Source organism: Massilia sp. X63 (genome assembly GCF_041023745.1).
Taxonomy (GTDB): domain Bacteria; phylum Pseudomonadota; class Gammaproteobacteria; order Burkholderiales; family Burkholderiaceae_D; genus Telluria.
In genome coordinates this window covers 442,809-455,634 of record NZ_JBFTEF010000001.1, presented here as the reverse complement: position 1 = coordinate 455,634, position 12,826 = coordinate 442,809, and the positions used below count along the sequence as shown (strand labels likewise).

The 12,826-nt window shown below is 67.9% G+C and carries 11 protein-coding genes; 3 read left to right on the top strand and 8 right to left on the bottom strand.

Annotated features, from left to right (window positions below; genetic code table 11):
• Positions 1-48: 48 nt before the first annotated feature.
• Positions 49-891, bottom strand: a complete 843-nt coding sequence (locus tag AB3347_RS02035; RefSeq protein ID WP_369090098.1) for a M15 family metallopeptidase — start codon at positions 889-891, stop codon at positions 49-51.
• Between the two features lie 92 nt (positions 892-983).
• Here AB3347_RS02035 and AB3347_RS02030 point away from each other — a divergent pair, with 92 nt between their 5' ends.
• From AB3347_RS02030 to AB3347_RS02020, 3 genes are all read left to right on the top strand, one after another.
• A complete protein-coding gene (locus tag AB3347_RS02030; RefSeq protein WP_369090097.1) occupies positions 984-1,790 on the top strand; it encodes a hypothetical protein in 807 nt (268 codons plus the stop codon).
• A 102-nt stretch (positions 1,791-1,892) separates the two neighbouring features.
• Positions 1,893-3,539 (top strand): VRR-NUC domain-containing protein, encoded by a 1,647-nt coding sequence (locus AB3347_RS02025; protein ID WP_369090096.1) that lies wholly within the window; start codon positions 1,893-1,895, stop codon positions 3,537-3,539.
• A 2-nt stretch (positions 3,540-3,541) separates the two neighbouring features.
• Complete coding sequence (locus tag AB3347_RS02020; RefSeq protein ID WP_369090514.1) at positions 3,542-5,836, top strand: ATP-dependent DNA helicase; 2,295 nt, start codon at positions 3,542-3,544, stop codon at positions 5,834-5,836.
• Here AB3347_RS02020 and AB3347_RS02015 read toward each other — a convergent pair.
• From AB3347_RS02015 to AB3347_RS01985, 7 genes are all read right to left on the bottom strand, one after another.
• The gene (locus AB3347_RS02015) at positions 5,833-6,582 is read right to left on the bottom strand and encodes a LytR/AlgR family response regulator transcription factor (protein ID WP_369090095.1); all 750 of its coding nucleotides are present in this window, start codon (positions 6,580-6,582) and stop codon (positions 5,833-5,835) included. The two genes, AB3347_RS02020 and AB3347_RS02015, sit on opposite strands and share 4 nt — an antisense overlap.
• Positions 6,583-6,599: 17 nt before the next feature.
• Positions 6,600-7,670 (bottom strand): sensor histidine kinase, encoded by a 1,071-nt coding sequence (locus tag AB3347_RS02010; protein WP_369090094.1) that lies wholly within the window; start codon positions 7,668-7,670, stop codon positions 6,600-6,602.
• Positions 7,671-7,695: 25 nt separating this feature from the next.
• The gene (locus tag AB3347_RS02005; protein ID WP_369090093.1) at positions 7,696-8,445 is read right to left on the bottom strand and encodes a DUF5668 domain-containing protein; all 750 of its coding nucleotides are present in this window, start codon (positions 8,443-8,445) and stop codon (positions 7,696-7,698) included.
• Positions 8,435-8,824 (bottom strand): DUF5668 domain-containing protein, encoded by a 390-nt coding sequence (locus AB3347_RS02000; RefSeq protein WP_369090092.1) that lies wholly within the window; start codon positions 8,822-8,824, stop codon positions 8,435-8,437. Before AB3347_RS02000 ends, AB3347_RS02005 begins: the two co-directional genes overlap by 11 nt.
• A gap of 186 nt (positions 8,825-9,010) precedes the next feature.
• Positions 9,011-9,184, bottom strand: coding sequence for a hypothetical protein (locus AB3347_RS01995; RefSeq protein WP_369090091.1), 174 nt, complete (start codon positions 9,182-9,184; stop codon positions 9,011-9,013).
• A gap of 61 nt (positions 9,185-9,245) precedes the next feature.
• Positions 9,246-9,407 (bottom strand): hypothetical protein, encoded by a 162-nt coding sequence (locus tag AB3347_RS01990; protein WP_369090090.1) that lies wholly within the window; start codon positions 9,405-9,407, stop codon positions 9,246-9,248.
• Between the two features lie 291 nt (positions 9,408-9,698).
• A complete protein-coding gene (locus tag AB3347_RS01985) occupies positions 9,699-12,662 on the bottom strand; it encodes a TonB-dependent receptor (RefSeq protein WP_369090089.1) in 2,964 nt (987 codons plus the stop codon).
• Between the last annotated feature and the right edge of the window lie 164 nt (positions 12,663-12,826).

The following is a 12,826-nucleotide window of genomic DNA, read 5'->3' as shown; positions in this document are numbered from 1 at the left end:
ACTTGCGACGCCTCAAGGCTTGCCCGGCCGGCCATTCGCTATCCTTCTTCAGCGTTGCATGACGCCCCGCAGACGCAGCTCGGTGTGGCCGAAATTCATCATCTTCCAGCGTCCGCCCCAGGTCAGCCCCAGCGACTCGGCCACCTCGCCATACAGCTGGTAGCCGCGCATCGCCCACGGGTCCTTTTCCGAGATCACCAGCTTGCCGTCGCGCCAGAAGGCGCAATCGGCGGCCAGGCCGTACTGGTGCCAGCTCTGGAAGGCGCGTGCATTGGTGACGTGGCTGCCGGCCATGGCCAGTTCGTCCTGGCGCGCCGGGCTGCGGTAGCCTTCCAGCAGCGCCATTTCGTAGCCATGCTTTTCCTTCATGATCTTGAAGGCCAGCAGCAGGCGCTGGCTGAAGTCCGGATGCAGCAGGCCCCAGTTGCGGCTGGCGTTGACCAGCATCGGCCGCACCAGCTCGACTTCCGCGGTGGTGAAGGCCATCGGCGGCAGCGCCACCGGCGGCACCAGGCGCTCGCCCTGCAGCAGGGCCGCGACCTGGGCGTCGGGGGTGATGTTCTCGCCTTCGTAGACCGGCAGCATGGCCGGGCTGCTCAGGGCCAGCGCCAGCAGCGAGGGAATCAGGACGGCCGGCACCCCGATCGCGCAGGCAATGCGGTGGCGCTGCACGAAGCGCAGGAGACTGCCGCGGAGATCGCGCGGCATCTCGCCACGCACCGCGCTCGAATAACGGCTGCCGGCAATCTGCCAGCCGACCGCGCGCTGGGACAGGCGCCGGCGCAGGGTGAACAGCCCGCGCACCACGAATGCCCTGCCCGACGGAAACAAAGCCAGCCAGATCGCCGCGGTCGCCAGACAAAAGTACAGAAGGGCGAGAAAAATCAGCATCGCTTCCCCCAAGATTGTTTCTAATCAGAACTGCGAGAACCAATCTTAGGAGTAATGCCGTGCGGCCTACAGACGAAAATCAACCCACGTCCATGCGTCCGAACCTGATGTCGCCGCGGCGCGTCAGCACCAGCGGCGAGGACAGCATTCTGGCGCTGCTCGAGCGCGAGCCCGCGCGCAAGCGCGGCAGCAACGCATCCGCCGCCCGGCGTGCGTGGTACGGCGTTGGCGCCGGCCTGGCGGTGGCGCTGACCGGAACGCTGGTCTGGCTGGCGGCCGGCAACGACGGCGTGCGGCGCCCCCCGCCGGACGCCGTGCTGGCCGAAGCGGCGAGCGCCGAGCGCGTGCCGACTGCGGCCCCCGGCGCCGGCGCGGCGCTGCGCCAGGTCGCCATGGCGCCCGCCGCGCCGGACGTCCGGCCCGGCAGCGCCGCCCTCATCGTGGACGCAGCGCCCGCCGAGGCCGTGCCGGCGCTGCGCCTGCTCAAACCGGCGCCGGGCAAGGCGACCGAAAGACCGGTAGCCGCGGCGCGCGCGCCCGTGCCCGTGCCTGCGCCGGCGCCAGCCGCGACGGCGCCTGCACGGCCGCTGGCCAAGGCCACGCCTGCGCCTCGCCAGGCTGCGGCCGCCCAGGCCGAGGCGAAACCGGCTGCGCGGCCCGCTGCTACGCCGGCCAGGCCCAGGCCGGCGCTGGTGGCACAGAATGCCGCCCGCCCCGCTCCGCCGAAGACCGCAAGCGGCGCCGGCCCGGCCAGGAATGCGGACGGCCCGGTGGATGCCGACGTGGCCCTCATCTCCGCCGTGATCGTGCACGCCAATGGACACGCACCCGAGGGGGCGCAGATGACCGAGCTGCTGTGCCCGAACGATTCCTGCAAGGCCAAGCCGGCGCGCCAGTAACGTGGCGAAAAGCCCGCAATACCGGCGAAAAAACCGCTTACTGCTGGGCTATTGCCGCTAACTAGGGTTATACTGTACATAAGCACAGTATGACCCTACGACATGATCAAGGTTCTGGAAAACGAGTTTTATTATCTGGACAATTTCCAGCGCGTCCTTGACTGGATTAGCGAGCGCTACCGCGACCTGCTGGTCGACGAGGAGCTCGCCTTCCTGGCCGCCTTTCCCGCGCTGCCGCGGAATGCACGCGCCCTGTTCGTGCGCATGGTCATGCGCAAGGGGGCGCTGTTCCGCGCCAGCAAGCTGAGCTATGCGGAAATCGGCTGTCCGCGCGAGGCCTGCGCCCACCTGCTGGCCACCGGCTGGGTCGAAGCCGACCCGGTGCTCTCGCTGGACGAGCTGTTCGACCTGCTGTCCAAGCCCGAGATCGCCGCCGCCTTCGGCGCGCTGCTACCCCACAAGAACGCGCGCAAGGCCGAGCAGCTGGAAGCGCTGCGCGCGGCATGCGCCGACGACCGTCCGTATTCAAGCTGGCACCCCGACTGCACCGACCTCGCCCTGCGCATCCTGGTCAAGCCGCTGTGCGACCGCCTGCGCCTGATCTTCTTCGGCAACCTGCACCAGGACTGGACCGAATTCGTGCTGTCCGACCTCGGCATGTTCCGTTTCGAGCCGGTCGAAATCTCGCAGGCCTCGCGCGGCTTTCGCTCGCGCGCGGACGTCGACCACTACCTCCGGCTGCACGATTGCAAGGAACGCTTCTACGCGGGCGAATCGCTCGACGAGGTGCTGCGCGACCTGCCCTCGCACGTGTTCGACAACGACTGGCTGGTCGGCCGGCGCGAAAAGCTGTTGTTCCAGATCGGCCAGGGCTACGAGAAACTCAAGGACTGGGACAATGCCCACGCCGTCTACGCGCGCTGCCGCTTTCCCGGGGCGCGCGGGCGCGCCATCCGGGTGCTGGAAAAGCACGAGCGCTTCGACGAAGCCCATGCGCTCCTGCGGCTGGCTCAGGCCGCCCCGGAAAGCGAGGCCGAACGCCAGCACCTGATGCGCATCGCACCGCGCCTGGCGCGCCGCCTCGGCCACGCCCGCCTGCCGGCTCAGCGCGCCGCGCCGGTCGAGCGGCTCGACCTGTGCCTGCCGATGCCGGCGGGCGACTGGTGGGTCGAAGGCGTGGTGCGCGAACACCTGGCCTGCGAAGCCGCGCCGGTGTTCTACGTCGAGAACGCGCTGGCCAATTCCCTGTTCGGCCTGCTGTGCTGGCGCGCCGTGTTCGCGGCCATTCCGGGCGCCTTCTTCCACCCCTTCCACCGCGGCCCCGCCGATTTGAACAGCCCGGACTTCCACCAGCGGCGCCAGGCCGAGTTCGCGGCCTGCCTGGCGCAACTGGAGGACGGCAGCTACCGCGACACCATCCGCGCGAATTATCGCGACAAGGCGGGCATCGCCTCGCCTTTCGTGTACTGGGGCGCCCTGAGCGATGAACTGCTGGAACTGGCCCTGGCCTGCATTCCACCGGCCCACCTGCGCAAGTGGTGCGAGCGCATCCTGGCCGACGTCAAGGCCAACCACACCGGCTTTCCCGACCTGATCCAGTTCTGGCCGCTCGAGGGCCGCTACACCATGATCGAAGTGAAGGGCCCGGGCGACCGCCTGCAGGACAACCAGCTGCGCTGGATCGACTATTGCGCCGCGCACGGCATGCCGGTGTCGGTGTGCTACCTGCAGTGGGAACAGGCCGCTTGAGCGTGGGCCCGACCTACACCGTCGCGGTGCGCGCGCTGTGCGAGTTCACCGCCAAGCAGGGCGACCTCGACCTGCGCTTCACGCCCTCGCCCAGCGCCCAGGAGGGCATCGCCGGCCACGCGGTCGTCACCAGCCGGCGCGGCGCCAGCTACCGCACCGAGCTGGCACTGGAGGGCAGCTGGGGCGCGCTGCAGGTGCGCGGGCGCGCCGACGGCTACGACCCCGACCAAAACCTGATCGAAGAGATCAAGACCCACCGCGGCAAGTTTTCCGCGATCCCCGACAACCATCGCCACCTGCACTGGGCCCAGGTCCGCGTCTACGGTCACCTGTTGTGCCTCCAGCTCGGGCTCGAGCAAGTCAACCTGGCGCTGGTCTACTACGACATCGGCAGCGGCCAGGAAACCGTGCTGCGCGAGACCCGCGCTGCGGCGGACTTGTCCCAGCTGTTCGCCGACCTGTGCGAGCGTTTTTCGGCCTGGGCCGCGAGCGAAGCGGCGCACCGCGCGGCGCGCGATGCGGCGCTGGCGGCCTTGCGCTTCCCGCACCCGGACTTCCGCCCGGGACAGCGCCAGCTGGCGGAAAACGTCTACCGCGCCAACACCAGCGGGCGCTGCCTGCTGGCGCAGGCCCCGACCGGCATCGGCAAGACGGTGGGCAGCCTGTTCCCCGTGCTGCGCGCGCTGCCCCAGGAGAAGCTCGACAAGCTGTTCTTCCTGGCGGCCAAGACGCCGGGCCGGCGCCTGGCGCTCGATGCCGCCGCCAGCCTGGGCGCCGGCAAGACCATCCCGCTGCGCGTGCTCGAACTGACCGCGCGCGACAAGGCCTGCGAACACCCGGACAAGGCCTGCCACGGCGACGCCTGTCCGCTCGCGAAAGGCTTCTACGATCGGTTGCCCACCGCGCGCGCCGCCGCCGCGGCAGCGGCGGAATCGGCCCTGCTGGACCGCGAGACCCTGCGCGAGGTCGGCCTGGCCCACGACGTCTGCCCCTACTACCTCGGCAGCGAGATGGCGCGCTGGGCCGACATGGTGGTGGGCGACTACAACTATTATTTCGACGGCGGCGCCATGCTGTACGCGCTGGCGCTGGAACGGGGCTGGAAGGCCAGCGTGCTGGTCGACGAGGCCCATAACATGGTCTCGCGGGCGCGCTCGATGTACAGCGCGCAGCTGGCGCGTGCCGACCTGCGCGTGGCGCGCGCCAACGCGCCGGAAGTAGTGAAGAAGGCGCTGGAACGGGTCGGCCGGGCCTGGACCGGGGTCGACAAGGACGCGCCCGCGCCCTACCAGCTGCTGGCCGAGGTGCCGGGCAAGCTGCTCGACGCCCTGCAGAACGCCACCAGCACCGTCAACGACTTCCTGGCCGAGTTCCCCGGCCCGCTCGACCCGGACCTGCAGCGTTTCCATTTCGACGCCCTGGCATTCCTGCGCCTGGCCGAATCCTTCGGCGAGCATTCCCTGTGCGACCTGGGCCGGTCGGGGCTGCGCGACTCGACCATCAGCATCCGCAACGTGGTGCCGGCGCCCTTCCTGGCGCCGCGTTTCGCGCTGGCGCGCTCGGTGACGCTGTTCTCGGCCACGCTCAGTCCCTGGCATTACTTCTGCGACCTGCTCGGCATGCCGGCGGACACCGCCTGGGCCGACGTGGCCTCGCCGTTCAGCGCCAGCCAGCTCGCGGTCCACGTCGCGGGCGGCATTTCGACGCGCTACCAGCAGCGCGCGGCTTCCCTGGGACCGATCGCCGACCTGGTTGCGCGCCAGTACCTGGAACGTCCCGGCAACTACCTGGCCTTCTTCAGCAGCTTCGATTACCTGGAGCAGGTGCTGGCGCAGCTCGAACAGCGCCACCCGGAGGTCCCGGCCTGGCGCCAGGAGCGCCGCATGAGCGAGCCGGAGCGCGCCGCCTTCCTGGAGCGCTTCGTGCCCGGCGGCCAGGGCGTGGGCTTCGCGGTGCTGGGCGGCTCCTTCGGCGAAGGCATCGACCTGCCGGGCGAGCGCCTGATCGGCGCCTTCGTCGCCACGCTCGGCCTGCCGCAGGTGAATCCGGTGAACGAACAGCTGCGCGAGCGCATGGGAGCGATGTTCGGGGCCGGCTACGACTACACCTACCTGTATCCCGGCATGCAGAAAGTGGTGCAGGCCGCCGGCCGCGTGATCCGGACCGAAACCGACCGCGGCGTGGTCTGGCTGATCGACGACCGCTTCGCGCGGCCCGAAGTGCGCGCCCTGCTGCCGGCCTGGTGGGAGGTGGACCAGCAGGTGGTCCGGAAAGCGGACCAAGCCGCCACCGGCTAGCGCATCAGCTCGCGCACCTTCTGGTAGCCGCTGCGGCTGATCGGCAGCCGCGTGCCGTCCTTCAGCACGGCGCAGTAATTGTCCTTGCTGCTGGGTTCGATGCGCGCGATCGCGCCGACATTCACGATGTAGGAGCGGTGAATGCGGATGAACACCTGCGGGTCGAGCTGGGCCTCGAGCTCGGACAGGCGCTGGTGCTTGAGCCAGGCCTTGCCGCCTGCCGTTACCTGCACGTAATCGTCCTGGGCTTCGATGTAATCGATGCCGCCGCTCGCCACCACGTGGACGCGGGCGCCGTCCTTGATCAAGACCCGCTCGAGGTAGCCGCGCCGTTGCGCGGCGTCGCTGACCACGGCGGCCAGCTGCGCCGCCTGGGCGTCCGCCGGGCGCCGGCTGCGCGCATGCTCGAGCGCCTGCGCCAGCCGCTCGCGGCTGAAGGGCTTGAGCAGGTAGTCGATCGCATGCACCTCGAAGGCCTTGAGCGCGAACTGGTCGTAGGCGGTGGCGAAGATGTAATGCGGCGCCGTCGGCGCGCCGGCGCCGGCCAGCTCGACCACCTCGAAGCCGTCCAGCTTGGGCATCTGGATGTCGAGGAAGACCAGCTCGGGCGCGAGCTCGCCGATGGCCTTGACGGCCTCGAAGCCGTTCGCGCATTCGCCCACCACCTCGACGTCGGGGTGGCCGGACAGGTACTCGCGCAGCAGCGCGCGCGCCAGGTGTTCGTCGTCGACGATCAATACCCGCATTGGACTGCTCCCATGGACTATTCCTCTTCCGTCTCCGCGGGCAGCACCAGCTCCACCCGGAATGTATTGTCTTCGCGTGCCCAGTGCACGCTGCCTTCCCTGCCGTACGCGGCCGCCAGGCGCTGGCGCACGTTCACCAGGCCGATGCCCTTGCCGGCGCGCGGCGCCGCGCCGTCCGGGTCGGCATCGTTCTCGACCCGGATGCGCAACAGCGAGCCGGCGCGTTCGGCGGCAAGCGTAATGCTACCGCCTTCCAGCAGGCCGCCGATCCCGTGCTTGACCGCGTTCTCCACCAGCGGCTGCAGGATCATCGGCGGCAGCAGGCAGTCGGCGGCGTCCGCGCCCACGCTGTGGCGGAAGGCCAGGCGCGGACCGAAGCGCACCTGCTCGATCGCCAGGAAGCGCTCGACCAGCGCCACTTCGTCCTGCAGCCGCACCTTGCGGTGCGCTTCCAGTCCGAGCGTGTGGCGGAAGAAGCCAGCCAGCTGCAGGCTCATGTCGCGCGCGCGGCCGGGATCGATGGCGGTCAGCGCGCTGATCGAGTTCAGGCTGTTGAACAGGAAGTGCGGATCGACCTGGGTGCGCAGCATGCGCAGCTCGGCGTCCCGGGCCAGCAGGCGCGACTCCAGTTCGCGGGTCTCGGCGCGCCGCGCCCGCTCGAATTCGAGCGCCAGGTAATGCGCCACCGCGGTCATCCAGTACAGCAGCACCCCGATCCCGAACATCACCGCCACGAAGGGGCGCGTCACCGCCAGGGCGTCGCCTTGCGCCAGCAACAGACCGCACAGGGCCGCCCAGGCGCTGGCGGCCGCGCACCACAGCAGCGCCGCGCTCGCGCCGCTGAAGGCGAACACCGCCAGCACCGCGCCCAGGCCTTGTTCCCCCAGCGGATAGGCGCGGCACAGGTAATAGGCGGAGAAGCCGCAGGCGCTGGCGTAGAACAGCGTCAGCGGCAGCGCGAACAACAGGCTGGCGCCGGGTCCGGCGCCGGTGGTGGCCACGATCAGCCCCGCCAGCAGCAGGCCCAGCATCAGCCAGGCGAGCAGGTAGAGCGCGACGCCGTGCCGGGTCTGGATGCCGCCGCTCATCGCGCCGCTGCCATCGCCCGGGCCATCAGTTGCGCACCTCGACGCCACCCATGATCGCGTAGCCGCGCACGATCAGGCGCTTGCTGTTGTCCGGCGGCGCGATGGTCTTTTCCTCGAAGCCGCCCATGATCGGCGTGCCGTTCAGGACCACGGTCCAGTCGGGCGGCACCTTCAGGGTGACCCCGCCCCAGAAGGCGAACACGCTGACCACCGCCTCGCCCTGGATCGAGGAGTTGCGCAGGTCGAGGCTGCAGCCTCCCATTACCGCCGTGATCTCGCCGCCGCGGAAGTTCGGGGTGAACACGCGGCGCTCGAAGCCGCCCAGGATCGCGGTGATGTCCACCACGCCCTCGCCGCCCAGGTCGTTCTCGCCCTTGACGCCGTCGACCGCGATCATGCGGCGCCCGGTGCGCGCCTTGTACAGCGTGTAGACGCCGAAACCGATGAAGAACAGCGGCCACAGGGTGCGCCAGTTGAAGTCGATGATGTCGAGGCGGTCCAGCGTCATCAGGACGCCGATGCCGACGAACACCGCGCCGACGATCTGGCCGCCGCGGGTCTGGGTGTCGCACAGCTTGACCACGCCGACGACGATGAAGACCATCGGCCAGAAGGCCAGCACGCGACGGGTCTCGATGATGTCGAGGTTATCGAGCAGGAACAGCAGGCCCATCAGGATCACGAGCAGGCCGAGCACGACCTGGCTGCTGACGGCCCTGGCCTGCACCTGCCCCTTCGGATGGACGGCGTCCTTGGACGGGAATTCATTGTTCATGCTTGTTCTCCGGCTGGGTGAGTACGGGCTGCTGGCCGAGGCGGCGGGCGATCAGGGGCTGGCAGACCAGCTTGACGCCCCAGGCCAGGATGAACAGCGGCCAGCTGTTGCGGAAGGTCAGTCCGAACACGTTCTCGAAACAGGCGAACAGCCACAGGCCGATGAAGACGGTCCACAGGCCGTTGCCGAATTCGCGCGGGCTCGGGTAGCCGATGGTCTGGTTGATGCCGACCACGACCAGCAGCAGCGGCCAGTAATGCCAGTAGGCGCCGGCGTCGAGGTAGTCGAGGCGATCCAGGAGGATGATCGTGCCGACCACGATCAGCATCAGGCCCCAGACCACCTGTTTGCGCCAGCGGTAAGCTTCTTCGGTATGCATTTGCGTGACTCCATATGAGTGGTATATGGACGCACGATACCGAAGCCCGGGCTGCGGCGAAAGCGTCTTTCGGCGAACGGCGGGGCGCAGGCGGTGAATGGCGAAGATTTCGGCGGATGGCGGACGAAAAAAAGCCCGCCGTGGAGGCGGGCCGGATGGGCAGCGTTACCTGGATCGAATCGATGCTCAGGCCGAAGCCAACAGGTCCATCGGCGGACGGCCCTTGACCTGGTTGCGGTACTTGGCGCGGGCCTCGGCCATCTTGACCGCTTCGCGCGCGATGTTGGTGCGGCGGATCTCGAGTCGTTCCTTCTTGCCGCGGTGTTGTGCCTCGTGTTTGTTGCCGATACTCTTGGTCATGAACGTCTCCTGGGTGGACACCGTATGCACGGTGGGGACCGCGCCTTCCTGGCGCAGCGCGTTAGGAACGGTTGGTGGCCATCTTGAGATCGGACGGCATCAGCATGCCCCAGCCGAGCTGGCGGCGAATCTCCTCCGGCGTCGGCGGCGGCGCGCTTTCCCGCGCGCGGCGCTCGAGGTATTCGCGTACCAGGTGCTTGGGTGGCTGCTTGATCTCGGACATGGCGACCTCCACTTCCGTTGGGGCCGTCGCGCAGTGCGCCGGCCCGAATTGGTGCCGGTCCTCGAGGCGACCGGCTAACCTGTTGAGCTGTTGGTGCCGTGCGTTTGTCGCGCAGCTCCCTCACTCAGACGGTTCCCATGATAACGATGGGCTCCCCAGGTCACCGTTAGGTGCCGCACATTTTTCGATAGGCGGTCTCCTACAAGGCCACGGGCGGCGCTGGAAGCGGCTGAGTCCGGGCACGAAAAAAGGGGAGCCGAAGCTCCCCTTGTTGACCAGCTTACGTGAAGATCAGAACTTGTATTTCAGGTTCACGTAGTACTGGCGGCCACCGACGTCCAGCTTCTGCTGCTCTTCTTCGCTGTAGCGATAGTAGGCGCGCTTGACGTTGGTCAGGTTGGTCGCGTCGAACGACAGCACCAGGGTCGGCGTCAGGTTGTAGCTGGCGTTGAAGGCCAGCGTGGTGACCGGCGCGGCGAAGGTCGGCGCCACCGGCATCAGGATGCCGTTGACGGTCGACAGGCCCTGGCTGTTGGCGGTCGGCGCCGGAGCGGTCGAGGTATTCACGTACTCGCTGCGGTAGTTGGCCACCAGGCGTGCCGACAGCTTGTCGTCCTCGTAGTAAGTGCCCAGGTTGGCGGAGTACTCCGAAGCGCCGACCATCGGACGACCGTCGTCGACCTTGGTCTTGGCCTTGCTGACGTTCGAAGTGAAGCCGAAGCCGGTGTTGCCGAACGGCTGCTCGTACATCAGCTCGATGCCGGCGATGCGCGCACCCTGCTGCGAAGCGGTGTTCACGGCGAAGGTCTTGATCTGCGAATCACGCGGATCGAGCAGCTCGACCGTGGTCCTGCCGGCGGTACCGGTCTTCGGATAGCCATTGATATCCGAGTAGTACAGGTTCACGCCCACCATCGAGCGGCGTGCGAAGTACCAGGCCCAGGACAGGTCCAGGTTCTTGGCGATCAGCGGTTCCATTTCCGGATTCGGGCCAGTGACCTGACACACGCCGTCGGTACATGCCGGCGAGCCGTAACCGGCGCCCAGGATGTTGTAGTTCTGGCGCGAGATGGTCTTGCTGGCGCCGAAGCGCAGGATCTGGTCCTTGCTCAGCTCGTAGCGCAGGTTCAGGCTCGGCAGCAGGTTGTTGAAGGTGGTTTCACGTTCCTTCTTGTAGTACATCACGCCGGCCAGCGGGTTGAACGGCACGCCGTCGTAGTACTGGACGCCGTCGCTGGCGGTGGTGATCGCGCCCGGCACGGCGGCGCAGGTGGTGGCCGGCTTGCCCGGCTCGGTGCGCGCGCAGGTACCGACCGGCAGCGGGACCGGGATCATCGCATTGACCTGGGTGCGGACGAAGCGCAGGCCGAAGTTGCCCGACCAGCGTTCCGCTTCCAGGTTACCCTGGATATAGGCCGCGCTCTGGCGTTCGCGCATGTCGAGTTCGGTCGACACGCGACGCTCCCACTCCGCGGTGGTCGGCTTGTAGTTGGCCGCGAAGTAAGCCTTGAGCGCCTCCGGGGTCAGGGTCCAGCTGGTATTGTCCCAGCCGGCCGGGCCGTCCAGGCCGCTGCCGAAGTCGGCCGGAATCGGCTGGAAGTTGAACGCGCCGGTCGGTGCGTTGTCGTTCAGGTTGCCGGTGCGCAGTTGCGGGAAGCGGCGCGCGCTGTCGCGGCGGTGGTCGGCATGGCGCACGCCGAAATCGACCGAGCGCAGCGCGCCCAGCTCGGTGCGGTACTCGGCATCCAGGTTGAGGCTGTTTTCGCGGTCGTTGGTGGTGACGCCGGAAGCGGCGCGGCCGGTCAGCACGTAGCCGCTGCCGTCCGGGTTCATGCCCGGGACGTTCGGGCCGGTGCCGTAGTACTTGACGAAGGGAGCGTCGTACAGGCTGCCCAGCTTGTAGGACACGCCGGTGCCGTAGCGGGTGTAGGTCAGGCCCTGGTCGAGCGCGGTCTCGCCGACGCCCTTGGTGGACGACAGCAGCGCCTTGACGGTCAGGTCCGGGGTGACGCGGTACTTGACGTCCAGGTCGAGGAAGGCGCTGGTGGCGCGCGCGCCGTCGCGGTAGGCGCCCTCGGTCTCGCCGATGTACTGCGGGGTGGTGCCGGCCGGGTAGACGATGTCGGCGGCCTTCAGCACCTTCAGCTCGTGGCCGTAGACGGTACGCTCGGTGGTGATGATCGGGTTCTTGATCTGGGCGTATACGCGCTGACCCTTCGAGTCGGTCGGCGTGGCGGCGCCCTGCGCGCCGCCCAGGCCCTTCAGCATGCTGAACATCGCGCCGGCGTTCAGGCGGCCGAAGTTGTTCGCCTTCATCTCCGAATGGAAGCCGGTCAGGGTCATGTCCAGGTCCTGGTTCGGCTTGAACTGCATCGAGAACATGCCGCCCTTGCGGTCACGCACGCTTTCGACGTATTCCGTGCTCATCGAGCCCGGCAGGCGCACGCCGTTCAGGTCCGAGGCCTTGTAGCCGGTGCCGGCCAGCGATTCGTCGGTGATGCCCAGCATGGTCTTGGTGTCGATCACGTCCCAGCCGCTGCCGCCGACGTAGGCGAAGCGCGAGGCCGAGTCGCGGCGCACGTGGCGCTTCTGGGCGAAGCCCTGGACGATGAAGCCGAAGGTGTTCGATTCGTTCTTCCAGTTGAGCGAGGCGTTGGTGTCGTGCGCGGCCTTGCTCGGCAGGTCCGCGTACACGGCGCCCAGGTTGACGATGCCGCTCAGGCGCTCCTTCTGCTGCAGCGGCTTGCGGGTGCTGACGTTGATGGTGCCTGCCATGCCGCCGTCGACCAGCTTGGCCTCGGATGTCTTGTACACCACGGCCTGGTTCAGGACCGAGGACGGCATCAGCGACAGGCTGGTCGAGCGGCTGCTCGAGAGCTGGTCGCCGAAATACCAGTCGCCGCCCGAGACGGTGTGGCCGTTGAACAGGATCAGGGTGTGGTCGGGGTTGGTGCCGCGCATCGCGACTTTTTCGGCTTCGTCGTAGTCGGTACGCACGGCCACGCCGGACAGGCGCTGCAGCGAGTCGGCCAGGTTACGGTCCGGCATCTTGCCGACGTCTTCGGCGGTGATCACCTCGACGTTGGCGCTGGCGTTCTTCTTGACGGCCAGCGACTGCGCCATCGAGGCACGGATACCGGTCACCTCGACGGTCTGGATCGGGCCTGCGGGGGCGTCCTGCGCCATGGCCGACATGCTGGCCAGGCTCCACACCGCCATCGAAACGGCCGCTGCGAGCGGCTTCTGCTTGAACATAACAGTCTCTCCTGAGTTTTCTAGCTATTGGTATGCAATTGGTAGGCACCATTACTGCCATGGGCGGAGTATTGATGATGTCAAGCTTGCTGAATAATCACTTGTTTTCGACGCTATATAACTTTGAGGAATGTACATATGGGGACATTGCAAAAGTTATACCA

Excerpts from the sequence above, each read along its gene's own strand:
- AB3347_RS02010 (WP_369090094.1), bottom strand. The coding sequence starts at position 7,670 with ATGAGCGGCGGCATCCAGACCCGGCACGGCGTCGCGCTCTACCTGCTC.
- AB3347_RS02000 (WP_369090092.1), bottom strand. The coding sequence starts at position 8,824 with ATGCATACCGAAGAAGCTTACCGCTGGCGCAAACAGGTGGTCTGGGGC.
- AB3347_RS01985 (WP_369090089.1), bottom strand. The coding sequence starts at position 12,662 with ATGTTCAAGCAGAAGCCGCTCGCAGCGGCCGTTTCGATGGCGGTGTGG.
- AB3347_RS02025 (WP_369090096.1), top strand. The coding sequence starts at position 1,893 with ATGATCAAGGTTCTGGAAAACGAGTTTTATTATCTGGACAATTTCCAG.
- AB3347_RS02015 (WP_369090095.1), bottom strand. The coding sequence starts at position 6,582 with ATGCGGGTATTGATCGTCGACGACGAACACCTGGCGCGCGCGCTGCTG.
- AB3347_RS01995 (WP_369090091.1), bottom strand. The coding sequence starts at position 9,184 with ATGACCAAGAGTATCGGCAACAAACACGAGGCACAACACCGCGGCAAG.
- AB3347_RS02035 (WP_369090098.1), bottom strand. The coding sequence starts at position 891 with ATGCTGATTTTTCTCGCCCTTCTGTACTTTTGTCTGGCGACCGCGGCG.
- AB3347_RS01990 (WP_369090090.1), bottom strand. The coding sequence starts at position 9,407 with ATGTCCGAGATCAAGCAGCCACCCAAGCACCTGGTACGCGAATACCTC.
- AB3347_RS02030 (WP_369090097.1), top strand. The coding sequence starts at position 984 with ATGCGTCCGAACCTGATGTCGCCGCGGCGCGTCAGCACCAGCGGCGAG.
- AB3347_RS02005 (WP_369090093.1), bottom strand. The coding sequence starts at position 8,445 with ATGAACAATGAATTCCCGTCCAAGGACGCCGTCCATCCGAAGGGGCAG.